Source organism: Kribbella hippodromi (assembly GCF_039531045.1).
In the GTDB taxonomy this organism is placed as follows: Bacteria; Actinomycetota; Actinomycetes; order Propionibacteriales; family Kribbellaceae; genus Kribbella; species Kribbella hippodromi.
Map to the genome: position 1 here is coordinate 154886 of NZ_BAAAPH010000012.1, position 25267 is coordinate 180152.

23 protein-coding genes and 2 tRNA genes are annotated in these 25267 nt (G+C 67.4%); 9 read left to right on the plus strand and 16 right to left on the minus strand.

The window, feature by feature from the left end; genetic code table 11:
- Positions 1 to 52: 52 nt before the first annotated feature.
- Positions 53 to 907, minus strand: coding sequence for an alpha/beta hydrolase (locus ABD260_RS19855; RefSeq protein WP_344235094.1), 855 nt, complete (start codon positions 905 to 907; stop codon positions 53 to 55).
- 377 nt (positions 908 to 1284) lie between these two features.
- Here ABD260_RS19855 and ABD260_RS19860 point away from each other — a divergent pair, with 377 nt between their 5' ends.
- On the plus strand, positions 1285 to 1911 hold the full coding sequence (locus ABD260_RS19860; protein ID WP_344235095.1) for a TetR/AcrR family transcriptional regulator: 627 nt from the start codon (positions 1285 to 1287) through the stop codon (positions 1909 to 1911).
- Here ABD260_RS19860 and ABD260_RS19865 read toward each other — a convergent pair.
- Positions 1842 to 3110 carry an MFS transporter gene (locus ABD260_RS19865; protein WP_344235096.1) on the minus strand — a complete coding sequence of 423 codons (1269 nt, stop codon included), beginning with the start codon at positions 3108 to 3110 and terminating at the stop codon, positions 1842 to 1844. The two genes, ABD260_RS19860 and ABD260_RS19865, sit on opposite strands and share 70 nt — an antisense overlap.
- Positions 3107 to 3730, minus strand: coding sequence for a helix-turn-helix domain-containing protein (locus ABD260_RS19870; protein ID WP_344235097.1), 624 nt, complete (start codon positions 3728 to 3730; stop codon positions 3107 to 3109). Before ABD260_RS19870 ends, ABD260_RS19865 begins: the two co-directional genes overlap by 4 nt.
- Positions 3731 to 3851: 121 nt before the next feature.
- Here ABD260_RS19870 and ABD260_RS19875 point away from each other — a divergent pair, with 121 nt between their 5' ends.
- Both ABD260_RS19875 and ABD260_RS19880 read left to right on the plus strand, forming a co-directional pair.
- A complete protein-coding gene (locus tag ABD260_RS19875; protein WP_344235098.1) occupies positions 3852 to 4457 on the plus strand; it encodes a dihydrofolate reductase family protein in 606 nt (201 codons plus the stop codon).
- A gap of 83 nt (positions 4458 to 4540) precedes the next feature.
- Entirely contained in the window at positions 4541 to 5782 is a 1242-nt protein-coding gene (locus ABD260_RS19880) for a deoxyguanosinetriphosphate triphosphohydrolase (RefSeq protein ID WP_344235099.1), read from the plus strand.
- Here ABD260_RS19880 and ABD260_RS19885 read toward each other — a convergent pair.
- A complete protein-coding gene (locus tag ABD260_RS19885; RefSeq protein WP_344235100.1) occupies positions 5732 to 7627 on the minus strand; it encodes an exo-alpha-sialidase in 1896 nt (631 codons plus the stop codon). The two genes, ABD260_RS19880 and ABD260_RS19885, sit on opposite strands and share 51 nt — an antisense overlap.
- Positions 7628 to 7725: 98 nt before the next feature.
- Between ABD260_RS19885 and ABD260_RS19890 the strand changes: the two genes are divergently transcribed.
- Positions 7726 to 8967 (plus strand): NAD(P)/FAD-dependent oxidoreductase, encoded by a 1242-nt coding sequence (locus ABD260_RS19890; RefSeq protein WP_344235101.1) that lies wholly within the window; start codon positions 7726 to 7728, stop codon positions 8965 to 8967.
- A gap of 42 nt (positions 8968 to 9009) precedes the next feature.
- Here the strand turns inward: ABD260_RS19890 and ABD260_RS19895 are convergent, their stop codons facing one another.
- A complete protein-coding gene (locus ABD260_RS19895; RefSeq protein ID WP_344235102.1) occupies positions 9010 to 10659 on the minus strand; it encodes a glycoside hydrolase family 99-like domain-containing protein in 1650 nt (549 codons plus the stop codon).
- A gap of 63 nt (positions 10660 to 10722) precedes the next feature.
- Here ABD260_RS19895 and dnaG point away from each other — a divergent pair, with 63 nt between their 5' ends.
- Positions 10723 to 12669 (plus strand): DNA primase, encoded by a 1947-nt coding sequence (gene dnaG / locus ABD260_RS19900; protein WP_344235103.1) that lies wholly within the window; start codon positions 10723 to 10725, stop codon positions 12667 to 12669.
- 77 nt (positions 12670 to 12746) lie between these two features.
- Here dnaG and ABD260_RS19905 read toward each other — a convergent pair whose 3' ends face one another.
- Entirely contained in the window at positions 12747 to 13352 is a 606-nt protein-coding gene (locus ABD260_RS19905) for a TetR/AcrR family transcriptional regulator (RefSeq protein ID WP_344235104.1), read from the minus strand.
- 84 nt (positions 13353 to 13436) lie between these two features.
- Between ABD260_RS19905 and ABD260_RS19910 the strand changes: the two genes are divergently transcribed.
- Positions 13437 to 14561, plus strand: coding sequence for an FAD-dependent oxidoreductase (locus ABD260_RS19910; protein WP_344235105.1), 1125 nt, complete (start codon positions 13437 to 13439; stop codon positions 14559 to 14561).
- Positions 14562 to 14574: 13 nt separating this feature from the next.
- On the opposite strand, the gene gdhA is transcribed toward ABD260_RS19910, so the two are convergent.
- Entirely contained in the window at positions 14575 to 15936 is a 1362-nt protein-coding gene (gene gdhA / locus ABD260_RS19915; protein WP_425553359.1) for an NADP-specific glutamate dehydrogenase, read from the minus strand.
- Between the two features lie 30 nt (positions 15937 to 15966).
- Positions 15967 to 16716, minus strand: coding sequence for a TetR/AcrR family transcriptional regulator (locus ABD260_RS19920; protein WP_344235106.1), 750 nt, complete (start codon positions 16714 to 16716; stop codon positions 15967 to 15969).
- Positions 16717 to 16819: 103 nt separating this feature from the next.
- Between ABD260_RS19920 and ABD260_RS19925 the strand changes: the two genes are divergently transcribed.
- Positions 16820 to 18505 carry a carboxylesterase/lipase family protein gene (locus ABD260_RS19925; RefSeq protein ID WP_344235107.1) on the plus strand — a complete coding sequence of 562 codons (1686 nt, stop codon included), beginning with the start codon at positions 16820 to 16822 and terminating at the stop codon, positions 18503 to 18505.
- 62 nt (positions 18506 to 18567) lie between these two features.
- Here the strand turns inward: ABD260_RS19925 and ABD260_RS19930 are convergent, their stop codons facing one another.
- The 3 genes from ABD260_RS19930 to ABD260_RS19940 form a co-directional block, all read right to left on the minus strand.
- Positions 18568 to 19458 (minus strand): NAD(P)-dependent oxidoreductase, encoded by an 891-nt coding sequence (locus ABD260_RS19930; protein ID WP_344235108.1) that lies wholly within the window; start codon positions 19456 to 19458, stop codon positions 18568 to 18570.
- 719 nt (positions 19459 to 20177) lie between these two features.
- Positions 20178 to 20251: transfer RNA gene (locus ABD260_RS19935), tRNA-Ile, on the minus strand.
- Positions 20252 to 20300: 49 nt separating this feature from the next.
- Positions 20301 to 21002 (minus strand): NAD(P)-dependent oxidoreductase, encoded by a 702-nt coding sequence (locus ABD260_RS19940; RefSeq protein WP_344235109.1) that lies wholly within the window; start codon positions 21000 to 21002, stop codon positions 20301 to 20303.
- 81 nt (positions 21003 to 21083) lie between these two features.
- Here ABD260_RS19940 and ABD260_RS19945 point away from each other — a divergent pair, with 81 nt between their 5' ends.
- Positions 21084 to 21722, plus strand: a complete 639-nt coding sequence (locus ABD260_RS19945) for a TetR/AcrR family transcriptional regulator (protein WP_344235110.1) — start codon at positions 21084 to 21086, stop codon at positions 21720 to 21722.
- On the opposite strand, the gene ABD260_RS19950 is transcribed toward ABD260_RS19945, so the two are convergent.
- A complete protein-coding gene (locus ABD260_RS19950) occupies positions 21710 to 22063 on the minus strand; it encodes a DoxX family protein (protein WP_344235111.1) in 354 nt (117 codons plus the stop codon). The two genes, ABD260_RS19945 and ABD260_RS19950, sit on opposite strands and share 13 nt — an antisense overlap.
- 170 nt (positions 22064 to 22233) lie before the next feature.
- Here ABD260_RS19950 and ABD260_RS19955 point away from each other — a divergent pair, with 170 nt between their 5' ends.
- Positions 22234 to 22371 (plus strand): hypothetical protein, encoded by a 138-nt coding sequence (locus ABD260_RS19955; protein WP_344235112.1) that lies wholly within the window; start codon positions 22234 to 22236, stop codon positions 22369 to 22371.
- A 261-nt stretch (positions 22372 to 22632) separates the two neighbouring features.
- On the opposite strand, the gene ABD260_RS19960 is transcribed toward ABD260_RS19955, so the two are convergent.
- The 4 genes from ABD260_RS19960 to ABD260_RS19975 all read right to left on the minus strand — a co-directional run bounded on the left by ABD260_RS19960 (position 22633) and on the right by ABD260_RS19975 (position 25206).
- Positions 22633 to 23298 (minus strand): hypothetical protein, encoded by a 666-nt coding sequence (locus tag ABD260_RS19960; protein ID WP_344235113.1) that lies wholly within the window; start codon positions 23296 to 23298, stop codon positions 22633 to 22635.
- Positions 23299 to 23582: 284 nt separating this feature from the next.
- Positions 23583 to 23655: transfer RNA gene (locus ABD260_RS19965), tRNA-Asn, on the minus strand.
- A gap of 93 nt (positions 23656 to 23748) precedes the next feature.
- Positions 23749 to 24288, minus strand: coding sequence for a hypothetical protein (locus tag ABD260_RS19970; RefSeq protein WP_344235114.1), 540 nt, complete (start codon positions 24286 to 24288; stop codon positions 23749 to 23751).
- 33 nt (positions 24289 to 24321) lie between these two features.
- Positions 24322 to 25206: a sigma-70 family RNA polymerase sigma factor gene (locus ABD260_RS19975; RefSeq protein ID WP_344235115.1), complete on the minus strand. Its 885-nt coding sequence runs from the start codon at positions 25204 to 25206 to the stop codon at positions 24322 to 24324.
- Positions 25207 to 25267 lie beyond the last annotated feature (61 nt).

Genomic DNA, 25267 nt, shown 5'->3' on the forward strand with positions numbered 1-25267 from the left:
GCTGAGTGTGCGGGTGCGCGCGTCGCACGCACACCTCCTGTCGAGCTGCCGCTTACCCGCGCACCTTGTCCGGAGCTGGAATCGGTGACTTGTCTTCCTCTTGGAGGAAGGCGACTGCTTCGGTGATGACTGCTGGGTCGGAGAGGATTCGGCGGTGGCCGAGTCCGGTGGTTGGTAGGAAGTGTGCTTGCGGGCCGTAGTTCCGTAGCAGGAGCTGTGCCTGCTGCGGATCGACGATCTCGTCCTCGTCGTTGTGGATCACCAGCAACTCGGTCTTCCCGCCGCTGACCGAGAACCGCGACCAGATGTCCCGGTCACCCTCGAAGTACCCGCGCTCGATGAACCGCCGCAGTTCCCGATTGATCTTCGGCCCCAACCCCAGCGCCGCGCAGAACGTATCCGCGAGATACGCAAAGTCCGCGACCCCACTGATCATCACCAGCCGCTTCGCCGCGACACCCTCCCGGACCGCATACAGCGCGAACAGCACCCCGAGCGAATGCCCCACCACCGCCTCGAACGGACCATGCCGCTCCTCCAGCCCGCGAATGATCCGCTGATGCCCAAGGATCGACACCACCGCCCCATCCGAGTCGCCATGCGCGGGAGCGTCGTACGACACCGGGCTGTACCCAAGCTCCAGCAACCGCTCGATGAACGGCGCGTACCGCGAGGCCCGCGACCGCCACCCATGCACCAGCAGCACCGGCCGCGCTCCGTCACCCCAGGCGTACGTCACGACATCGTCGACAATCTCCACCCGCGCCGCGCCGTGCACCGCCTGCTCAGCCGTCCGCACCCGCCCCCGAGCCATCGGCCGCCGCCACAACCGGAACGTGAGCCACCCCGCACCCCGCGGCGACAACAATCCGATTGTCTGCAACCCGACACTGATCAGCTTCCGCATGCCATCCCCTCCACCAAACAATACGAACGGTCGTATTATTAGTTTCGCACACCCCTCCCGTCAACGAGCCCCCACCCACGCCACCCGCCCCGTCAACGAGCCGCCCACCCACGGCGCCAGCCCCGTCAACGAGCCGCTCCGCTCACCCACGGCACCCGCCCGGCAGCACTGTCATTTGAGGCGTTCACCCCCGAAGTTGTCCCTTCACCCCTCGCATCCGAGGTGCTAACGGCCAATTTCAGGGGTTCACCCCTGAAATGACGGTCGGCCTGGGCGGGGAAGCCGCCGGGCGTGGGAGGGGCGGGCGGGGGAGCGGCCGGGAGTGGGGGCGGGCGTGGGTGGGGTGGGAGGTCGGGGTTGGTGCTTAGGATCGGAGGGTGGAGAAGGTGGATGGGCGGTTGGTGCGGGGGGATCAGACGCGGCGGGCGGTGTTGCGGCGGTCGGTGGATCTTGCGTCTGTGGATGGGCTGGAAGGGCTCTCGATCGGGCGGCTGGCGAGCGAGCTGGGGATCAGCAAGAGCGGGGTGTTCGCGCATTTCGGTTCGAAGGAAGAGCTGCAGTTGTCGACAATCCGCGCGGCGCGGCGGATCTATGCGGACAACGTGGTGATTCCGGCGTTCGAGGTGGAGCCTGGTCTCGGGCGGGTGTGGGCGCTCAGCAAGTACTGGCTGGACTACTCGCAGCGTCGCGTCTTCCCGGGCGGCTGTTTCTTCCAGAAGGTCTCGCACGAGTACTCCGCGCGCACCGGCGCCGTACAGGAGATGCTCGCCGCCGTACACCTGGAGTGGATGGACCTGATCGAAACCACCATCGACGCGGCCATCGAAAAGGGTGAGCTGACCGGCGATCCGAAGCAGCTCGCGTTCGACCTCAACGCGTACTACGAGGCCGCGAACTTGTCGTCGATCCTCCACAACGACGAGTCGACGTACGTCTACGCGCGCGAGGCCGTACGCCTCCGCTTGGAGTCGGCCGTACTACCGGGTGCCACGGTTCCTTGGTGAGGTGGAAGATCGCGATGCCGGCGGATCGGTGATGCGAGTAGGACAAGAGCGGCGAGCGGTACGCCGGCTGTTGTGATCCACAAGGCCGGCGTGAGGCCGAGCGTCTGACCGAGCGTGCCGCCGAGCAGCGCGCCGAGCGGGATCGTGCCGTAGTTGACGAACGAGGTGGTCGCGGTCAACCGGCCGAGCATTTCGGGTGGGCAGTACGACTGCAGGAAGGTGACCTTCACGACGTTGCCGCCGACGACGCCAAGGCTCACCCCGAACCCGCCGATCAGGTAGAACACCGGGCTCACCCCACCCAGCGGGATCAGCAGCGCGAGCGTCGGCAGGCCGAGCTCGCAGAAGAGCAGTGCCCGTGCCGTACCGAACCGCATGACGCGGCGGGCGACGAAGGCGCCGACGACTCCGCCGCTGGAGGCTGCCGCGATCAGGGTGCCGACCGAACCGGCGGTGAGTCCCGCTTCGCGGACCAGGAACACGACGACGATCGCCTGGTATCCCATCAGGGCCAGGTTGGAGACTGCGCCGAAGATCATCAGCGTACGCAGCCAGACGTCGTGGAGTACCAGCCGGATGCCTTCGCGGATCGCGCCGGGGGTTCGTGGGGCTCGGGTGTGGTGTTCACGGAAGCGGATCGCGGCCAGGCAGGCAAGCGCTACCAGGAAGCTCGACGCGTCGATGAGCAATGCATTGGAGGCACCAACGAGTTGAACCATCAGGCCGCCGCAGCCGAGGCCGGCGATCTGAGCGGCGGAGGCGCTGCCGTGCAGCTTCGCGTTGCCTTCCGGGTGATCGGGTGGATCGAGCAGGGTGGGGAGATAGGCCGTGTACGCGGTTTGGAAGACGACTGAGGCGGCGCCGGCGAGAAGCGCGATCGCGAGCAGGAGTTGGATTGTCAACAATTGACAGGCGGCGGCGACGGGTACGGCTGCGAACAGGAGGCAGGAAGCGACACAGGAGGCGAGCATGACCGGGCGGCGGCGGATTCGGTCGATCCAGGCGCCGGTCGGGAGGCCGATCAGCAGCCACGGCGCCCAGGCGGCGGCGGTGAGCAGGCCGACCTGGAAGGTCGTTGCATCGAGCATCGAAATCGCGACGAGCGGGAGGGCGACCGAGGAGGTGGCGCTGCCGAACCGGTTGATCGTCTCGCCGACCCAGAACAACCGGAAGTCCCGGTGCGCCCGAAGCAGACTCATCGGCGCCGGGGAAACGACTGCAGTTGAACGATAACCCGCTCGGCGCGGCCGGTCCCGTCGGCCGACTCGCTGGTCGAGGATGCTCCGGATGTCCCGGATGTCCCGCCTGCTTCGGTCATCGCGTGTGCTTCGGGTGGTTCGGGGGTGGTGTAGCGGTCTATTACGGCGGCTAGCTCGTCGTTCAGGGCGGTTAGTTGTTCCGGGGTCAGGTGGAGGTTGCGCCAATCGGAGAGGCCGGTTGCCTGTTGCCATTCGGCGGGCCAGTCTTCGTCCAGGTACGTGCGGACGCGGGTGTGGTACCGGTCGACCAGGTCGCGCAGGTACACGTCCAGTGCGCGCCGGGTCTCCGGGTCGTCCAGGAACTCGGAGGGGTCGAGCACGGTTTGGCGGTGGGGCAGTCGCCACCAGCGTTCGCGCTTGGTGCCGCGATCCGGGTCTTCTTCCAGATACCCGTGCTCGGCCAGCAGCCGCAGGTGCCAGCTGATCGTGCCGGTGTTTTCGCCCAGCCGCGTCGCCAGCGTGCTCGACGTGGCCGGTCCGTCCAGCTCGATCGCTTCCAGGATGCGCATCCGAAGCGGGTGCGCCAGCCCACGCAAACTCCGTGCATCAATCCGCCGCATAAATGCAGAGTATCCTCTGCAAAGAAGTCTCTGCAACCCCGGTACGTTCGGTGAGCAAGGGCGGTTCCTCCCGACGTACGAGGTCCGGGAACTGTCGGTGGGCCTGGCTAGGTTGCGGGGTATGCGGCCTCATGTGGTGGCTCAGGTGGCGGTTTCGGTGGACGGGATGGTGGCGGGTTTCGACGTTGACCTGGCGCGGTTCTATGCGTTGGCGACGTTGTGGCAGGAGGACGTGACGTTGATAGGGGCGGACACCGTTCTTGCACAGGAGGGGGCGTTGGGTGGTGCGGCCCGGCGCGGTGTGCGGGAAGAAGGGCCGTTGCTGGCGGTGGTGGATGGCCGGGGGAGGGTTCGTAGCTGGGAAGCGTTGGCGGAGCTCGGGTACTGGTCGGGCGTGCTCGCCTTGTACGCCGACCAGACGCCAGCGCGGCCGCCTGATGCCAGTACACTTGAGCTGATCACCGGGTATGACCAGGTTGATCTGGTTGAAGTACTGGACGTGCTTGGGCGGCGTGGGGTCAGTACGGTGCGCGTGGACTCGGCGGACGCCTTGTTGCGCGCGTGTTTTGAGCTCGGACTGGTTGATGAGCTCGCCCTGTTGGTGCACCCGGTGATCGTCGGTACTGGGCAGCGCTGGTGTGGTGATACGAAACTCGAGCTGCGCCACGTCGGAACCGAGGTGTTCGAGGACGGCGTGCTCTGGATGCGGTACTGCGTCGCCACTTGAGCCGGGCCGGATTCCTGAGTTCCTGGGCCGTTCAACCGCGAGGCCACGAAAACTGTCGGTGGGCCTGGTTAGTGTGAGCTGTGATGAGGAAGCAACACGAAGGGTATGACGAGCATGATGCCGAGCGCTGGGTCGCCGAGCCGGTCAAGCGGCCGGGGCGGACGGCGTTCGCCCGCGACCGGGCGCGGGTGCTGCACAGCGCTGCGCTCCGCCGGCTGGCGGCGAAGACGCAGGTCGTCACAGCCGGCAGCGACGACTTCGTCCGGAACCGGTTGACCCACAGCCTCGAGGTCGCGCAGATCGGGCGCGAGCTCGCGGCGACGCTCGGCTGCGATCCGGACATCGTGGACGCGGCCTGCCTGTCACACGATCTCGGGCATCCGCCGTTCGGGCACAACGGCGAGCGCGCGCTCGACCAGGTCGCGGCGGACATCGGCGGGTTCGAGGGCAACGCGCAGACGCTCCGGCTGCTGACCCGGCTGGAGTCGAAGACGTTCGACGCCGACGGCCGCAGCGTCGGGCTGAACCTGAGCCGCGCGACCCTGGACGCCGCGACCAAGTACCCGTGGCCGCGGCGCGAGGGCGAGCGGAAGTTCGGCGTGTACGACGACGATCTTGCCGTCTTCACCTGGTTGCGTGCGGGCGTGGGGGAGCGGCGCTGCCTCGAAGCGCAGGTGATGGACTTCGCGGACGACGTCGCCTACTCGGTGCACGATGTCGAGGACGCGATCGTCGCCCACCACCTGGATCTCGCCGCGGTGCAGGCGGACCGCGCGCCGTACTGGGACACCGTCCGGCGGATGTATTTGCCAGAGGCAACCGATGCGGAGCTGGACGTGGGTTGGGCCCGGCTGCGCGCGCTGAACTACTGGCCGGCCGCCGGATTCGACGACAGCCGCCGGGCGCTCGGTGGGCTGAAGGACCTGACCAGTCAGCTGATCGGCCGGTTCGCCACCGGCGCCGAGCAGGCGACGCACGCTGCTTTCGGCCGGTCCCGCCTGATCCGGTACGAGGCCGATCTGATCGTCCCCGATGGCATTCGCACCGAGATCGGCCTGCTCAAGGGCATCGGCATGTTCCACGTACTCAACTCGCCGGAACGCCAGGCCCGCCGCGCCATCCAGCGCGAGCTGCTCACCGAGCTGGTCGAATCCCTGTGGAAGAGCGCGCCGCGGCACCTCGATGTTCCTTTCCGGTCCGACTTCGCGGCGGCGGCCGACGACAACGCGCGGCTGCGCGTGATCGTCGACCAAGTCGCCTCGCTGACCGATCCCTCAGCCCAGGCCTGGCACGCTCACCTGGTCCAAGGGCAGGTCAAGTCCTAGCTTCGAGCGGATCGGCTGGTTCGTCTCGCGGATCGCGGTCAGTTCCGCGTCCGTGAGCGCCCGGCGGTAGACGCGGACCTCGTCGACCGTGCCTTGGAACCGGTTCGCGCCGTCGACTCGCTGCCCGACGTGGAGGCCCTGCACGCCGAACTCCTTGCCCGCCGTGACCGACCCGGCCGGAGCGGTCGCGGAGCCGACCTCGGTGCCGTCGACCAGCAAGCGGAGCTTGCCGTTGGCGCGTTGCAGTACGACGTGATGCCACGCGTCGTCGTTGTACGCCGAAGCCGACTGCACCGTCACATTGAACCGGTCAACCGACAGCAACGCCCGGATCCGATTGCTCTCCGGCTCCGCCCGCAACCACACCTGCGGCGTACTGCCCGACCCGGTCCGGTACGCCCAGAGGATCGCCCGCGAACCGGTCTTCGCGCTGTACTTGATCCAGGTCATCATCGTGAAATCGTCCGCGCCGAGGTCGATCGACCGGTCGAACGGCACCTCGACGTAATCGTCCACGCCGTCCAGCGCGAGCCCGTTCCCGTACTTGCCTGCGGCAACAGTCGCCCCACCGCGGACGTACGCCGGGTTGTGCGCCGGGCCGATATCAGCCGTCCGGGGACCAGGCGCCGGCGGAGCGGGGATGCCCGGCGGCGTACCGTTCGGCGTCGACAGATAGGCCTCGTTGAAACGCGCCCAGCGGATCGTTTCGTACGGGTTCGCGACGCCGGCCTCGTACAGCAGCCCGGCCTGATCGCCATCGAGCCGGACCAGATCCGAGTACGCGGACGGTCCCCAGTAGAAGACCTTTCCTTGCTGCCAGGTGCCGAACGATCGCGCCTCGTCGTACGACGAACGCACCGTCATCACCTCGCGCGCGGCCGGATGCGCCGGTGCGGAGAACAGGATGCGGTTCCGCTTGCCGCCTTCGTTCCGCGCGCTGAATCGCAGCAGCGAACCCTGGACGTCCGGCATCACCAGTTGCGGGATCGTCTTGAACGGTGCGTCGAAGGTCGCGCCGCCGTCACCGCTGATCGCGTACGCGCGGTTGCCCGGATCGGTGCCACGTTCGCGGGCGAGTGCGTAGATCCGTCCGTCGGTCAGCTCGACCACGGTGACTTCCTGCGCGATCACCTTGCCGTCGTCGCGGGACGTGGTCGCGCCGATGTGCCAGGTTTCGCCGGCATCGTCGGAGTACAGCAGATGCGTCCCGTACACGTGTGGTCCGGCGCCGTCGTACGTCTCGAAGCTCGCACCGACGATCAGCCGGCCGGCGTGCGGGCCGTGCTGGAGCTGGATGCCGTGCATCGGGCCGGTGGCGTACCAGAAGTTCCAGCTCGGCAGTTTCGCGTCGGTCAGTTCGCGCGGCGCGGTCCAGGTGGTGCCGTTGTCGTCGCTGGTTTGCACGTACGGGTCGCGGTCGCAGCCGTTCGTACACGGCTGCGGGCCGTTGTGGGTCGTGACCAGGACGATCCGGCCTGTCTTATTGTCAACAATCGGCACGGGGTTGCCGTGCGTGCTGCCGTTGCCTTCGGAAACCACCTGCAGCGGTCCCCAGGTCTTGCCGCCGTCGGCCGACCGGCGCAGCACGATGTCGATGTCGCCGTCGTCGCCGCAGTCCGCGACCCGGCCCTCGGCGAACGCGAGCACCTCGCCGTCGGTCGCATGCACGACGGCCGGGATGCGGAAGCACGCATACCCGTCGGTCTTCTGCTGGAACAGCACACCGTCCTCGACAAACGGCGCGGCCGGCTCTTTGGCTTGGGCGGTAGGTGCGGCGGGGCTGGTGAGACTTCCGAGCACCAGTAGGGCGGCGGCCGCGAGACGGCCTGGTGTGAGTACGCGCATGACTCTCCCGGAAAGGACATAGGACGTATTATGTCCTCGACAAATTAGTCATCCGCGCCGCCGACGGCAAGGGTTCGCTGAGGGCTAAGGTCGAGGGCATGGCTGATGCAGAGCAGATCGTGATTGTCGGTGCGAGCCTTGCGGGTGCGACCGCGGCCGGGGCCCTGCGGGAGAACGGCTGGAGTGGTGCGATCGTGCTGATCGGCAGCGAGCAGTCGCTGCCGTACGAGCGACCGCCGTTGTCGAAGGGTGTGCTGTTGGGCAAGGACACGACCGAGTCGGCGCAGGTCCACGATCAGCAGTGGTACGACGACAACTCGATCGACCTCCGCCTCGGCACGACCGTGACCGCGATCGATCCGACCGGTCACACGGTCACGCTCGACGACGGCACCCAGGTCCCGTACACGAAGCTGCTGATCGCCACCGGGAGCCGCGTCCGCGAGCTCGACGTGCCGGGCGCGAAGCTGCCGGGCGTGCACTACCTGCGGACCGCCGAGGACGCACAGGCGCTGACCGACGCGTACGCCGCGAAGCCGCGCGTCGTCGTGGTCGGTGCGGGCTGGATCGGCTTGGAGTCGGCGTCGGCGGCCCGCGAGCGCGGCTGCGAGGTGACCGTCGTCGAGCCGCAGGCCACCGCGCTCGCCTCGGTGCTCGGTGAGAAGGTCGGCGAGCTGTTCGCCGAGTTCCACCGGCAGCACGGGGTGCAGTTCCGCTTCGGCACCGAGGTGGAAGGGTTCGAGGGCACCGACAAGGTCACCGGCGTACGGGTTTCCGGCGGCGAGGTGCTGCCCGCGGACCTGGTGGTCGTCGGGGTCGGCGTCCGGCCGAACACCGAGCTCGCCGAGGAAGCCGGCGTCGAGGTCGCGACCCCGTCGAACGGCTCGGGCATCGTCACCGGACCTGACCTGCAGACCTCGGTGGCCGGCATCTGGGCCGCCGGTGACGTGGTCCGCTGGGATCACCCGCTGTTCAACCGGCTGGTCCGCGTCGAGCACTGGCAGAACGCGAAGGACACCGGCGCGGCGGCGGCGAAGTCGATGCTCGGCCAGGACGTCGCGCACGATGCGCTGCCGTTCTTCTTCACCGACCAGTTCGACCTCGGTATGGAGTACGCCGGGGACATCCCGCACGACACGTCGACCGAGGTGGTGCTGCGCGGCGATCCGAAGTCCGGTGCGTACCTGGCGTTCTGGCTGGACGCAGAGCACCACGTGCTGGCCGGCATGCACGTCAACACCTGGGGCGCGATCGACGGCATCCAGGACCTGATCCGGTCCGGCAAGCAGGTCGACCCGGCGCGCCTGGCCGACTCGGCGGTCGAGCTCAGCGAGGTCTAGAACGGGTGGGTGGGCACGCTGCGGGCGTGCCCACCCCCAGGGTCAGCTCGGGGGCGTGCCTTGCGGATTGGCGACGCAGCCCGGTCCCTGCAAGGACAGCTCGCTCTGCAGGATGTTCAGGTACGCGCACCCGTCGCGCTCGTTCGGCTCGATGATGCCGCCCTCGTGCCACTCGTTCCACGCGTACAGGAACAGGTAGTTGTCGACAGTCGACGGACGGGTCGAGGTCGCCATGTCAGCGGCAGCGTTCCGTACCGCCGTCCGGTAGCCGGCCAGCGACTGGTCGGGCATCCAGCGGATCGCCTTCACATCGGTCGTCTCGATCGGGTACCGCGGGCGTTCGTCGAAGTCGGACAGTACGCACCGCCCGTACGCCGCCGGAGCCTGGTTGTAGAAGGCGCGCTGACCCTGCAGGTACGTCGCGTACGAACGGCTCTCGACCGCCGGACCGTCAGTGGTGCAGTACGGCGCGTCCGCACCGGCGTTGCCGACCTGCTTCGGGTCGAAGCCGGCCTGGTTGATCATCACGTAGATGTCCTCGCCGAGCTGACTGCGTGCCTTCGCCCGGACCGTGTCCACGAACTGCTTGACCTGCGCGTTGCTGCCGTCGCCGAGACCGCGTGCGTCGCAGATGTTGAGGATCTTCCGGCCGTCGTTCGTCCGCAGCGTGTTGTCCTGCTGCAGGTAGCGCATCAGGTTCGTGGCGACCGCGTCGTACTGCGTGGCCGGGATCTTCAGCTGGTCGTACGGGTGCGCGCAGACGCCGACGGTGAAGTCGATGCTCTCCCGGTTCCGCGCTTGCAGGAACGCGTTCAGCGAATCGGCGGTGACGGTCTGGGCCTGCTTCGTGTTGTCCCAGTACCAGTAGAAGTTGAAGAAGCTCAGCCCGGCCGAGGTGGCCTGGGTGATGTGCTTCTCCAGCGTCTCCGGCTTCGAGTCGTCGTAGTACCCGATCGACGGCTTCAGGTAGGACCAGTCCTCGCCCGGCCAGTTGTCGGTCGCGTAGTGGGTGCCGTCGTGGAAGTCGCGGACGCCGCCCCACCAGTCGTTGTCGCGGCCGTAGATCTCCTTGGTCCGGGCGATGATCGTGCCGTGCCCGTGGGTGTTGAACATGCCGAAGTACACCGCACCGGCGCGTACCCAGTTCTGGTACACGTACCCGACCGGTCCGTCCAGCTTGTAACCGGCCTTCAGCAGCTCGTCGGTCTTTGCTGCTAGCGCGAGCCGCCACTCTCTACCGTTGGTGAAACGGCGCAGCTCGACCAGACCGGCGCCTGGCTTGGTAGCCACGTACCCGGCTGTTCCCTCCAGCACCCAGTGCTGTGCGACGAGGGCGTCTCGTTCCTGGGTGGAGCTGGTGAACAGCCAGGAGCTGGCGGTGGCGGAGGGCTTCAGCCGGTACAGGGCGGTCCAGCCGGTCTTGGCTGCTCGGCCGATGAAGCCGGTGGTGCCTGGCTGCCGTTTGAAGCCGGCTGCTGTTGCCGAGGCGAGCTCGCGTGGGTCAGCTGTGTACAGGCGGCCGGTGCCGCTCGCTGCCACCAGCTCCACGAACGGCGCCGGTTGCGCGGGTCTGGTCACTGCCTGCGCCGCAGCGGGTGGTGGTGGTTTTTGGTCCGCCAGGACGGGTCCGGCGGTCAGTACAGCTCCGATCACGGCGGCACTCAGTGCGAGCAGTCCGGCAGCGCGACGCATACAGATATCCCCAGTTCGTCGTCCGGTGGGCGGATGGCTTGCCGATGATCGTAGACTCGCGGGGTGGCAGGCCGGATCAAGGAAGAGGACATCGCGCTGGTGCGCGAGCGAGCCCGGATCGACGACGTCGTCGGTTCGTACGTGACCTTGAAGAACGCCGGCGGTGGCAACCTGAAGGGGCTGTGCCCGTTCCACGACGAGAAGTCGCCGTCGTTCAACGTCACGCCGGCCCGCGGTTTCTTCTACTGTTTCGGCTGCCAAGAGGGCGGCGACGTGATCGACTTCATCCAGAAGATCGATCAGATCACCTTCTCCGAGGCGGTCGAGACGCTGGCCGCCAAGGTCGGCATCCTGCTCCGGTACGACGAGTCCGGCGCGCCCGTACAACGCGGACCCGGCAACCAGCGCCCGCGGCTGGTGGAAGCGCACAAGGTGGCCGCGGAGTTCTACGTCGACAATCTGTTCGGTGCGGCCGAGGCGTCGATCGGGCGGCAGTTCCTGGACAAGCGTGGGTTCGACAAGGATGCGGCCGTACATTTCGGGGTCGGATTCGCGCCGCGTGGTGGCGAGGCGCTGATCAATCACTTGCGCGGTCGCGGGTTCAGTACGGCCGAGCTGGTCGCGTCCGGCCTGGCCGCGGAGGGCCAGCGCGGGTTGTACGACCGGTTCCGCGGCCGGCTGATGTGGCCGATCCGGGACGCGTCGTCGGATGTGATCGGCTTCGGCGCGCGGCGGCTGTTCGACGACGACCGGATCGAAGCGAAGTACCTGAACACGCCTGAAACCCCGATCTACAAGAAGTCCAAGGTGCTGTACGGCGTCGACCTCGCCCGTCGCGAGATCGCCAAGGGGCGCCAGGCGGTCGTGGTGGAGGGTTACACCGATGTGATGGCGTGTCACCTGGCCGGGGTGCAGACCGCGGTCGCCACCTGCGGGACGTCGTTCGGCGAGGATCATGCGCGGGTGTTGCGCCAGCTGCTGCTCGATCATGATCAGTTCCGCGGCGAGGTGATCTTCACCTTCGACGGTGACGAGGCGGGTCAGCGGGCGGCGCTGAAGGCGTTCGCGGGCGATCAGGCGTTCGCCGCGCAGACGTACGTCGCGGTTGAGCCCGAAGGTTTGGACCCCTGCGATTTGCGGTTGCAGAAGGGTGACGCGGCAGTTCGGGAGCTGATCGGGCGCCGCGTGCCGCTGTACCGGTTCGTGCTCGGGAACGTGCTGCTCAAGTACGACCTGGACCGGGCCGACACGCGGGTCGACGCGCTGCGTGAGGCGGCGAAACTGGTGATCAGCATCCGGGATCGGTCGAAGGTGGACGCGTTCACCCGGGAGCTGGCCGGGCAGCTGGGCATGGAGGTCGACCAGGTCCGCTCCGAGGTGCACCGGGCCGCGGCGCGTCAGCCCGCTGTGGACCGGGGTGGTCGCCAGGCGCCAGGCAGCGTTGGTGGTTCGGGCGGCGCCGCGGGTCGTGGCGGCGCGGTGGCCGGGGACGGCGTGCCCGCGCCGGCGCCGCGGGCGGAGATTCCTTCGCCGCGGGATCAGCGGTTCACGATCGAGTGGGACGCGCTGAAGGTCGCGATGCAGTACCCGGCGCTGGTCGGGGTCGCGTTCGACGAGCTGGACGACCACGATTTCACCCACCCGTGGCTGGCCGCGATCCGGGCGGCGATGGCGAAGGTCGGTGGTCCGTCGGCGGCTGCTCCCGGCGAGGCGTGGGTGGTGGCCGTACGCGATGCCGTGGGCAACGATCCGGCCGCCGCGGTGGTCGGCGCGCTGGCGGTCGATCCGCTGCGGCTGGGTCGCGAGCCCGACGAGCAGTACGGGCATGCGCTGGTGGCGCGGGTGCAGGAGCTGACCTGTGCGCGGCGGATCCAGGACCTGAAGTCGAAACTGCAGCGGACGAATCCGATCGATCGCGCGGACGAGTACAACCGGATGTTCGGTGAGCTGATCGCGCTGGAGGCGTACAAGGCCGAGCTGCGCAACCGGTCGATCTCCGGCGCGCTCTAACTCATCAGGCCCGGCCTGCGCGGGGGTTGCTCAGGGTGCGGCTTGGCTCCGCTCAGCTCGGCTCAGTCGGGCTCGGGTCAGTCGGGCTCGGCGAGTAGGGCGACCAGTTTGGCGGTCTCCTCCGCGTACCTGGTCGCGAACTCTTCGCTGTCCGGGTCGAGGCCCAGGGCGCGGGCGATCTGCGGGAACACCACCGGCGCCGCGGACACTCCGAACAGGGCGAGCCCGGCGTACGCCAGATCCAGGCGGGACGCGAGCTCGCCCGCTTCCTGCCGGCGGCGGAAGTCGGCGAGCATGCCCTGGAACCGCTTGTGCTGGGCCTCCTCGTCGTTGCCGGCGGTGTCGCGGTCGACGCCTTCGCGGATCAGCAGCCGGAGCATGTCGGGCTGCTCGATCGACGCCCGCGCGTACGCGCCGACGACCTCGCTGATCGTCCGCGCGTTGGAGGTGAGGTCCGGTTCGGCGGCGCGCCAGCTGTCGGCGACCGCGCGGTAGAGGCCTTCCTTGCCGCCGAAGTAGTACGAGATCAGTTGCTTGTTGACGCCGGCCCGGGCCGCGATCTCGCTGACCCGCGCACCGCTGAATCCGTGCGCGCCGAACTCGATCACCGCCGCGTCCAGCAACTGCTGCTTGCTGCGCTCGGCATCGCGCCGCCGCTCGGCCGGCTCCGGTGATCTCCGCACGTGGTCATCGTAGCGGACGGCCATCCGGTGTGCTAACTTAATCATCCTCACGGTTGACAGGGTTGTACGCGAGGATGATTGGGGATGGCGATGAGGGTAGCGATCATGGGTGCGGGGATCGGCGGGCTGGCGCTCGCGCACGGGCTGCTGAAGGCGGGCGTCGACGTGCGGGTGTTCGAGCGGGATCCGTCGCCGCGGCATCGCAAGCAGGGGTACCGGATTCACATCAGTCCGGTGGGGGAGGAGGCGCTGGCGGCGACCTTGCCCGACGCCGTACGCCGCCGGGTGATCGCGACCGCGACGAAACCGGGTGACCTGGTGGCGGGTTTCGACTCGCTGCTGAACAAGCAGTTCGAGCAGGTGTTTCCGGTGCCGGGCCCGGATGCGGTGACGTCGGTGGATCGGTACGCGTTCCGGCGCGCGTTGATGACCGGCCTCGAGGAGGTGATCGAGTTCGGGAAGCAGTTCGAGTCGTACGTGGAGACGCCCTCGTCGGTCGAGATCTCCTTTGCGGATGGGAGTTCGGCGACGGCTGATGTGCTCGTCGGTGCGGACGGGGTTGGTTCGCGCGTTCGTGGGCAGCTGCTACCGGAGCTCGATGTGGTGGACATCGGGGTGCGGTGCGTTTACGGGAAGGTGCCGCTGACGGATGAGGTTCGTGCGATGGCGCCGGCGGCGTTCTTGCGCGGGTTCTGTTTTGCCAGTGATGGTGCGGGGACCGGCGTTGCGTTCGGGCCGGTGATGTTCCGGGAGGCGCCAGAGGAGTACGGCGACTATCTGATGGCGGTGCTGACCGGGACGAACTCGGTGCTTGGCGCGTCGGACGAGGAATTGTTCGCGATGAGCCCCGCCGAGCTGTGGGGGATCGTGACGCGGTCAGTCGCCGGCTGGCATCCGTCGATCCGGGCGCTGATCGCTGCGGGGGAGGAGTCGGCCGCGTTCCCGATCACGTTGCGGACCTGCGTGACGGTGCCGACCTGGTCGTCCGCACGCGTGACGTTGCTGGGTGATGCAGTACATCCGATGACCCCTGCCGCCGGCGCCGGCGCGAACACCGCGTTGTGGGACGCCGCACGCCTCACCCGAGCCTTGATCTCGGGTGAGGACCTGGCGACGTACCAGCAGGACGTGGTCGCCAACGGTCAGAAGATCGTCACGGAGTCCTTGCACAACGCGGAACGGCTGTTCAATGTATCGATCCCAGCCTGAGCGCCCGCCGGGGTCAGATCACACCGAGTGCGAGCATCGCATTGGCTACCTGGACGAAGCTGGAGATGTTGGCGCCCGCCACATAGTTGCCCGGGGCACCGTACTCCTCGGCGGCGGTGGCGCAGCGGGTGTGGACGTCGACCATGATCTGGTCGAGCCGGGCCTCGGTGTGGTCGAAGTGCCACGAGTCGCGGGACGCGTTCTGCTGCATCTCCAGCGCGCTCGTCGCGACCCCACCGGCATTGGCGGCTTTGCCTGGCGCGAAAAGTACGCCGCGCTCACGCCAGACCGCGACCGCTTCGGGCGTACACGGCATGTTCGCGCCTTCGGCAACCGCGAGTACGCCGTTGTCGGCGAGCGTCCGAGCGGCGCGGCCGTCCAACTCGTTCTGCGTGGCACACGGCAGCGCGACCTCGCACGCGACATCCCACACCGAGCCGTCGGTGTGGTGCGTCGCCTTCGGGCGCTGGTCGGCATAGTCGGCGACCCGGCCGCGCTCGACCACCTTGATCTGACGCAGCAGCTCGACGTCCAGACCGTCCTCGTCGACGACATAACCGTTCGAGTCGGAGCACGCGACCACCTCGGCGCCAAGCTCCTGCGCCTTCTGCGCCGCGTGGATCGCCACATTGCCCGATCCGGACACGATCACCCGGCGGCCGGCCAGTTCCAGCCCCTTCGTCGCCAGCATCTCGCGCGTGAAGAACACCGTGCCGTACCCGGTCGCCTCAGTTCGTACCTGACTGCCGCCGTACGCAAGGCCCTTCCCGGTCAGCACCCCCGACTCGTACCGGTTGGTGATGCGCTTGTACTGCCCGAACAGATACCCGATCTCACGCCCGCCGACGCCGATGTCACCGGCCGGTACGTCGGTGTACTCGCCGATGTGCCGGTACAGCTCGGTCATGAACGACTGGCAGAACCGCATGATCTCGGCGTCGCTCTTGCCCTTCGGGTCGAAGTCCGACCCGCCCTTGCCGCCACCGATCGGCAGCCCGGTCAGCGCGTTCTTGAAGATCTGCTCGAACCCGAGGAACTTCACGATCGACAAGTTCACCGACGGGTGGAACCGCAGCCCGCCCTTGTACGGCCCGAGCGCCGAGTTGAACTCGACCCGGAATCCACGGTTGATCCGTACCCGCCCGCGGTCGTCCGTCCACGGCACCCGGAAGATGACCTGCCGCTCCGGCTCACACAGCCGCTCGATCACCGCTCCCGCCGCGTACTCCGGGTGCTTCGCGACCACGGGCTCCAACGACTCCAGCACCTCACGAACCGCCTGGTGAAACTCACTCTCACCAGGATTCCGCCCCAGCACCACCCCGTACGCGGCATCCAGGTGCTTCTCCAGGGCAGGCGTCTGCGTATGAACCATGCCGCGACAATACGAAACCCCCGCGTCCACTCAGCTCAGCGGGTCCCGGCCGTGCTGAGCGATCAGCACCTCGATGCCGTCCAGGATTCGGTCGAGGCCGAAGGTGACGTCGTCGTCGTGGACCTCGTCGGTGTACTGGTCGCCGGCCATCAGGCCGGCCAGGATCGAGTATCCGAGTTCGCGCAGCCGGGGCTCGAGGAACCGTGCCACCGCGGCCGGCTGGTCGGAGGCCGTGGGGCTGTCGCGTACGTCGCGACGCGCGCTGGCGGTCCGCCGGGCGTAGCCGTCCAGCAGCAGCGCGCAGGACAGGCTTTCGGTGGGACTCAACCCGGTGCCGGTCAGCACCTTCAGGATCGCCTCCGCCCAGCCGAGCAGGTTCGGCGTCATCGGCGCGCCGCGGATGGGGAGGTCGCACAGCCAGGGATGGATGTCGCACCGGTCGACCATCGCCTGAGTCCAGGCGGTCGCCGCGGCTCGCCAGTCCGGCGCGTCGCTGATCCGGTCCGGTGCAGGGCCCCAGCCGGCGTCACCGAGGAGTACGAGCAGTTCGTCGCGCGACCGGACGTACCGGTAGATCGCGTTGGCGGTCAGCCCGAGCCGCTGGGCGATCTTGGGCATCGACAACGCGGCGAAGCCGTCCGCGTCGGCCAGTTCGACGGCCGCGTCGACGATCTGCTCGACGCTCTGCGTCGGCTTCCGGCCGAGTTTGTTCGCCTTGGCCGGCCGGCCCCAGGCCAGCACCAGTCCCGGCGGCAGCTGCGCATCGTCGGTCAGCGGCATCAGGCCGGCTCCTCCCAGTCCGCGGAAGCCGAAGTTGACTTCGTGTGTACCTTACACTTTATATTAGTGCGAGCCACACACAAATAAGCTGAGGATGCTCGATATGAAACTGCAGAATCATCACGACGGACCGCGGCGACGACAGCGGTCCGGCTTTTCGCGCCGGCTCGGAGTGCTGCTGACCGCGACGGTGCTCGCGGGCGCGGCGGCAGTCGGCGGGGGTGCGGCCGGCGCGGGTGCGGCCGATGCCATGACGAACAGCCGAAAGACGGAGACTCCCGCGGATGCGGTGGTCTCGACGGACGCCGGGGCAGTACGCGGCACGCTCACCGCTGACGCCCGGCTGTTTCAGGGAATCCCGTACGCCGCGCCGCCGGTCGGCAAGCTCCGCTGGGCGTCGCCGCAACGGGCCGCGTCCTGGCGTGGCATCCGGGATGCCACCAAGCCCGGGGACCGCTGCGCCCAGGCGGGCGGGCTGATCGACCAGGAAAGTACGGCCGAAGACTGTCTTTATCTCAACGTCACCACGCCCCGCGTGAGCGGCGCACGGAAGCTGCCGGTGATGGTGTGGATTCACGGCAACGGCTTCATCAACGGAGCCGGCAGCCTGTACGGCGCGCAGCAGTTGGCGAACAGCGGCCAGGTCGTCGTGGTCAGCCCCAACTACCGGCTGGGCATCTTCGGCTTTCTCGCCCATCCGGCGCTGGACCACGGCGGAGCCCGGCACCTCTCGGGGAACTTCGGCCTCGAAGACCAGCAGGCCGCGCTGCGATGGGTCCGGCGCAACGCGGCCGCGTTCGGCGGCGATCCCGGCAATGTCACGATCTTCGGTGAGTCCGCCGGCGGCACCAGCGTTTGTTCCCACCTGGTCGCGCCAGGATCGGCAGGGCTGTTCCAGAAGGCAATCGTGCAAAGCGCCGAATGCACCGGGCGGAAGTGGTCGCCCGGACCGCCGACATGGTTTCCGTTGCCGCGATCGGAGCGCGAGCAGCACGGCCTCGAGGTCGCAGCCGAGCTCCACTGCACCGACCCACGGACCGCGGCGGCATGCCTGCGGGACAAGAAGCCCGAAGAACTCACGAAGTGGTCTGACAACGGGCTCGGATCAGGACCGACTGTCGGTGGCGGGGTGCTGCCTATCAGCCCGGATCGCGCCTTCGCGACCGGCCGCTACCACCAGGTACCGATCATTCAGGGAACCACCCGGGACGAGCATCGCCTGTTCACCGCGGCCATCGAAACCGCAACCGGCGCGGTGACGACACCTGCCAGCTATCGCGAGGAGATGCAAACACTCTTCGGCCCGTCGGACGCTGCACGGGTCCTGGCCCGCTATCCCGTCGACAAGTACCGTTCCGCCGGCGAGGCCTTGTCAGCCGTCGTGACCGACTGGGCCTGGGGCTGTCCGGTACTCGATCGAGATCGCGCCCTCGCCGCGCAGACACCGCTGTACGCGTACGAGTTCGCCGATGAAACCGCTCCGTGGTTCAGTACGCTCCCGAAACCCAACTTCCCGACCGGCGCGTTCCACGGCGCCGAGCTGCAGTACCTCTTCAACGACGAACAACTTCCCGGCCCGAGCACACCCGCGCAACAACAGCTCTCCGCCACGATGATCCGCTACTGGACACAGTTCGCGCGTACCGGAAACCCAAACGCCCCGGGCCTGCCCCGATGGCAGCCCTTCCAGAACAAGGGCCACGTCCAATCACTCGCCCCCACCCGCATCACCTCAGCCGACCTGGCCAAAGAACACCAATGCGCCTTCTGGAACACCATCAACTCCTGACCAAGCCTGCTCCGCATCGTGCAGCCGGCGTACGCCCTGCGTGATGCGGAGCAGGCTGTCGCTCACGTCGCCTGGTCCGGTTTCTTGAGTACTTCGACCAAGGCCGAGATGCTGTGATCGCCATAGCCCGCCGCGACGGCCCGATTCAGCAGGTCGTGCAAGGGGGCGTGCCAGGCCACGTCGAGGCTCGCCTCCTTGCCCAACTCCTCGTCGTAGGCAGCCCCCGCGAGGAAGAGATTGACCGACGACGCGGGCTTGGAGTAGTCGCCGTTGTCGATCTCCTCCGCAAAGACCGGCAGCACGGAGTTGATCATCTCGAACCATTTGGTGGTGAACCGCACCAGCGAGCTCGCCGGCAGCCCACGTGCCTGGACAGCGGCCGCGCCCTGGAAGAAGCCAACAAGCGCGGGCAACAAAGTGCCGCCCACCGCCATCTCGTACAGCGCCGCCAGATCCGGTTCGTCGCCAAGATGCACGGTGTCGCCGCCAAGCACCCGCAGCGTCGTTTCGTACTCGTCAAAAACGCTCTTGTCGCCGCTGTAGTACAGCAAGGTATCCGACGCCCCGACGGCCGAAGGCACGTTCTTCACAGCCCCATCCAAGAACCGAGCACCGTGCCCAACCGCCCAACTCGCCATCTCCCGCGCCCCCGCCGGCGACCCGCTGTTAAGGGTGACCAGCGCGCGACCCCTCAACGCCGCGCCCGCCGGTTCGAGGGCTTGACGAGTGTCGTCGTAGCTCGTCAGACAGGCGACAACGAGCGGACTCGCCGCTACCGCGTCCTCGATCCTCTCCGCCTGCTTGGCGCCCTTGCCAACAAGGGCCGCGACCTTGCCGGCAGTCCTGTTCCAAACCGTGGTCGGATGCCCACCCTCGACGAACGCCGCAGCCAACGCCGCCCCCATCGACCCAAGCCCAATCACCGTCACCGGCGTCCGGTGGTCCCCAGTCATATACGTACTCCAGACATCGTGGTTATGAATGTCCGATCCATGCTGGAGCTACACAGACCAACCCTCAAGTACCGACTAATTTGTCAGGTACTAACAAAATGGTAAGTGTGAGTCGAGTACTCATGTACCGCCACGGCGACTTGTCGAAGTGATGGTGGTGTTGCTGGCGAGGTCCACGGGGTCGGCAACTCTGCGGAAGATGATCGGTACGGTGGATTTCGCGTTGAGGTCCGCCATGGTGGCTTCGATGGGTGCTGTCGACCACAACGTGACGCTGACGCCCGTGTAGTCATTGCTTGGGCCGGTTGAGCTCACGAGGCCTCTGTTGTCGGCCAGTACTTGTCGAGCGATCAGATCAAGGTCAGCCAATGAGTACGGCGATGCGTGGAAGCGCACGGGCACCAGCTGGGCATCAGCCAGGCTGCGTAGCTCGGCCGGTGGCGTGCCTTTCCAGTAGACCGCGACGGTCTTGGTGCCCCGGAAGATTCGGACGCCGGACCCGGTGTCGGAACCTTCGGAGTGCGCCGACCTGTCATGATCCCTCTTGCATCCGCGGCGACGTCCCCAGCTGCTACCGAGGGCACGACGAAGACCCTTGTGCTGAGTCTACGCGGCAGTCCCGCACCGCCTCGGACTTCATGTCACAGGACATGGCACGGGCAACATCGGAGCTGCGGCAGGTCACTGCCCAATGTGGCCGTGGCCTGGGGTTTTGCTTGTAGGGCGGACGGGACTCGAACCCGTGACCCAGGGATTATGAGTCCCCTGCTCTAACCAGCTGAGCTACCGCCCCGTGTGCGGGTGATCGTAGCTGGTGGGGGGCTTGGGGGTGGAATCGTGGGTCAGGACTTGGGGCCCAGGCGGAGGGCTTCTTTGAGGAAGACTCGGTAGACGCTGGGGGTGTTCTGGGTGGTGATGACTTCGACCACGGCGCGGGGGTGGCGTGGCGTGGTGGCTTCTTTGAGGAGGGCGTCGGCGAGGTCGCGGCGGGAGGTGAAGCGGCCGATCGTTTGGGGAGGGGTGACGGTGTAGCTGGTGATGCGGTCGCCGTCGAACAGGCCGGAGGGGCGGAGGACCGTCCAGTTCAGGTCGGTGGCGGCGACGAGCTGCTCCAGGCGGGCGGCGTCTTCGTAGAGAGGACGGCCCATCTTGAGCAGCATGGGGATGACGACTTTGCTGTAGATGAGCGTTTCGCCGGGCGGGGCGGTCATGGGTACGCCGGTTGAAGTTACGCAGACGAGGCGCTGGATGTCGTGTGCGGTCATCGACTTGGCGATGTTGGCGCCGGCTTCGGACAGGGTGGTCGGCGCCTCGGAACCGTACGGAACGCCGAGGGTTGAGATGACCGCATCGTGACCGGCGACGGCTTGGTGTACCGCGTCGGGGTCGAGGGCGTCGGCCTTCATGACGGTCAGGGCGTCGTCGCGGAGCGGGAACGTCTCGGGGTGCCGGGTGATCGCCGTGACGGTGTGGCCCTCAGCGAGTGCCTGGGCGGTGGTGAGACGTCCGGTTGGGCCGTTGGCCCCGAAGATCACGAGCTTCACTTGCCTGCCTCTCGATGGATTCTTACGCTGATCATATTCATTATAAGCAGCGTAAAGTATCGATCCGGTTAGGGTGCGGGCATGGGAGCAGAGCCGGAGCGCCGGCGGTACGACTCGATCCGCCGGACGGCGCAGGCGCTGCAGACGCGCGCCGAGATCGCCGACGCCGCGCGCAAGCTGTTCGTCAGCAACGGCTGGGCCGCCACCACCGTGCGCGACGTGGCGCGGGAAGCCGGCGTGTCCACACCGACCGTCTATTCGGTGTACGGGAACAAGGCCGGTCTGACGCAGGCACTGGCCGACGCAGCTGACCTGTCCGGTGATCTGGATCGCCAGATTGCCGAGCTAGATGCTGCGAAGGGCAGGCCGGTGCTACAGCTCGCCGCGATGGCCGGATTCGATCGCCGGCTGTACGAGCGCGCCGCGGACGTCATCCTGCTCGTACGCGAAGCCGGCCGCGCCGAACCCGAACTGGACGCTGTGTACCGCGAAGGGCGCCGCAAAGCCGACCAGACGCGCGTCGCGGTGTTCTCCGAGTGGGGGAAGAACGTACTGCGCGCGGGCCTGGATGTGGCGTCGGCTGTCGACGTGTACGCCGGTCTGTGCAATGTGGATGTGTATCAGACCCTCATCGGCGAGCGCGGCTGGTCACCTGACCGCGTGGAGCAGTGGTGGGCCGAGACGCTGGCGCTGGTACTGCTGGCGGATCAGGTCCAGTGATAGAGCAGGTTGACTGCCAGTGCGGCGACTGAGGTGAGGAAGAAGAGCGCCCAGTTGCCCAACTTGCGGGAACCGACTCTGAGGTGTGCGAGGAGTGCGCCGAGGAAGTACAGCACCAGGCTGTACGTGGCTAGCAGTCCCAGCATCGGTAGCGCGAACCCACCGACCAGGCCGAGTGCGCCGGCCGCGAGTAGTACGCCGAACACCGGTACCCAGGAGCGGGGTAGGCGTTTGATGTCCATCTGGGCCTTGGGGAACTCGTGGCCGATCAGGTAGACCACCGCGGCGCTGGCGTAGAGCAGTGCGGCGAAGATCGTGACGACGGCGTACGTGACGAACATTGACCCTCCGGGCGATTGATCGAACTGACCCCTTCGACGAAACAGGGATCAGTTTTGCCAGCCGTCGTCGGTGGGGTGGAGTGAAATCAGGGGTGGGTCAGGGGTTTGACTGAGGGGAGATTAGGTCTGACCAGGCATGATGGAGTCAGCTCCGGACGAAGGGAACACCGATGGGCTGGTTCATTTTCCTGGTGATTGTGATCGGCGCGGTCGCGGCGTACAAGTACCGCGTGCCGCTGCTGGCGAAGCTCACCGGTCAGCCGCAGCAGCGCATTCAGCGAGCGATCGACCGGAAGAAGGGGAAGTAGGCCGCCGAGCCACCTCCTCACGACAAGCAAGAGGCCCCGACCGGACATCCGGTCAGGGCCTCCTTGATCTCCTGCCCCCGATCCAACTGACGAGCCGCCGCGCACAGCGGCGGCCGTCAGTCCAGGCGTGCAGTGAGGTCGCGGCGCTCAGCCGACACGAACCGCGGCAACCGATGCGGCGGCCCTCAGCCGACGCGTGCCGTGGTGACCGAGGCGCCCGTGGTCAGCCGACGTGTGCGGTGGTGATCGGGGCGGCTGTGGTTAGCCGACGCGTACTGCGGTGACTGAGGCGGCAGCGGTGATTTCGCCGCTGCCGGCTGCGCTGGCGTCGTCGTTGTAGCCGAAGGCAAATACCTCAACGGTCGTTGCCTTGTCGACCTTGACCACCTTCACCGTGGAGCCGGTGAGCTCACGGTCCGCCGACGGTGAGATCTCGGCGCCGAGGATGGTGCCGTAGTCCGTACCGAACGAGGTCGTCGAGGCGCCGACCCGGAGGGCGAGCTGCGGGCGCGTACCCGCCACGCCCTTGGTCGTCCGGGCGAACGTCGCGGTCGAGTTCAGCAACCACGTCCCCGGCTTCAGCGTGAACTCGCCGACCTTGGTCTTGTTCGCCTTGAACGACCCACCGATCTTGTCGACCTTCACCGGGTCGAAGTCCTTCGAGACATCCGACTTCCCGTACTCGTCCGGGGTGTCCTTCAGGAACTTGGCCCGGTCGGCCGGAACGATTTTGCTGGCAGGCAGGCTGTTGTCGACCACTTGAGACGCGGCGACGGATCGCGGGCAGAGCGGGTACGACAGGGTCTTGCAGTCCGGCTTCACCGCGCCGTTGGCGGCAACGGTGACGCCGACCAGCACGCCGGCTCCCAGTACACCGGCGATGAGCAGGCGCCCGCCCTTGGTGTTCAGCACCTTCTTGACGTTCACAAAGGGTCCTTTCCCCTCCATCCCCGAGTCCCCCTCGGGATTTGGAGAGGAAGCTACGGCACTTGGCGGTCTAGGCCAATAGCTCCGGCGAAAGAATTTTCAGCGCCGTGAGTTGGCCAGGTGGCGCGCGACGCACCCAGAGGCGGGAACGAGCGACAGGAACGAGCGACAGGAACGAGCGACAGGAACGAGCGACAGGAACGGGGAGGCGGGAGCGGTGGCATGAGTGGGAAGCGGGAACATGAAAAACCGGGCTCCAGATATGGAGACCGGTTGTGATCTTGCTCCCGCGACTGGACTCGAACCAGTAACCTGCCGGTTAACAGCCGGCTGCTCTGCCAATTGAGCTACGCGGGATCAGGTGCTGCTCTGTGCCTCTAACCCCGAGGACTTGAGTAGGTTAGCAGGACGGCGGCGAACTACAAAAACGAGATTCGGGTGGCTGTCGGGTCAGATTCCGAACTCGTCGCGGACCTCCCGGAGGGCGGCCTCGGCGGCGTCCAGGACGCCGGGCTGGTCGGGCTCCAATCCCTTGTCCAGAACGAGGTTCCAGTTCACCGGGGCATCCGTGGCGGCCGGGCTGCGGCGGCCGACGACGCGTACGCCGCGTTTGCCCGCGAGCGGAATGTGGCGCTGGATGACGATGCTGGCGTCGACCCGCTCGCGCAGCAGCTGACCGAACCGCCCGGGGTTCTCGACCTTGAGCTCGGTGGACCGCAGCGGCGTCCCGAAATCGGTGGTCTCGTACACGTGCAGGACGGAGCCCTCGGCGTCCCAGTTGGCGCGCTCGATCCGCTCCCAGCCGACTCGGCGATCCGCATCCGCGGAGTCCGACGGCAGGTACACCGCTGCCCGGGTGCCGGCCACCCAACGTCCGTTGGTCAGCTGCACGGCGGCCAGGATGTCCTCCTTGCCACCGGTCTCCTGCCGAGCGGCCGCTGTCACGGCGTCGCTCAGCTCACGGGGCCAGGCGGTACGCAGAAGTCTCACAGTCACATCATTCCAGTCGCTCCAAGCGGGGACTCAGGCGACGTAGTCGCGGAGTTGGGGGAGTGCCCGGCGGCGCAGTTGCCGGAGCGCTTCCCGTTCGAGCGTGCGAACACGCTCAGGGGTCAGATCAAGCTGAGCAGCGGTCTCCTCGGGGGTGCAGGGGATATGACCGTGCAGCCCGAACCGGTGCTGCACGACGGAAACATGCAAGTCGTCCAGGAACTGCAGTTGGTGCGCGATGTCCCGGCGCAGCGCGGCCCGGAGCACGATCGGCTCGTCGTCGACCACCGGATCGGCGCCGTCCAGATCGAGCGTCTCGGGATGCATCCGCCACGCCTGCGCCCGCTCGACCCGGGCCACCGTCAGCCCGGTCGCGAACGCGAGCTCACGCGTACTCGGCTCACGTCCAAGTCGCTGGGTGAGCTCGTGCCGGCTGACCATCACCCGCGACGAGTCCGCGTACGCCTGCGCGGGCATCCGCACCAGCCGCGATCGATCCGAAATTGCTCGCCCGATCGATTGCCGAATCCACCAGATCGCGTACGTCGAGAACCGGTGCCCGAGCCGATGGTCGAACCGCTCGACCGCGCGCATCAGGCCGATGTTGCCCTCCTGAATCAGGTCCAGCAGTGAAATCCCCTTCCCGGAGTAGCGCCGCGCGAGCGACACCACCAGCCGTAGATTGCCTTCGATCATTCGCCGCCACGAGTCCCGTCCGAGCAGGACCACCTCTCGCAGGTCGCTCGGATCGTGCCGCCCCGGATCGCCGGACAGCCGCTCCGCCGCGAGCACGCCCGCCTCGATCCAGTACGAGTGCTCGTTCACCTCCTCTGCCGTGAGTAGTTCGTGCTGCCCGATGTCGCGCAGATACGCCACCAAAGCCGTCACGTCGGCCGGTTCACAGTCCAGCTCCGCCATCCGCGCTTCCCGCTCCTTCGCATCTCCTTGCCCAAGAGAATGCCGGGATCGGGGCCACAAA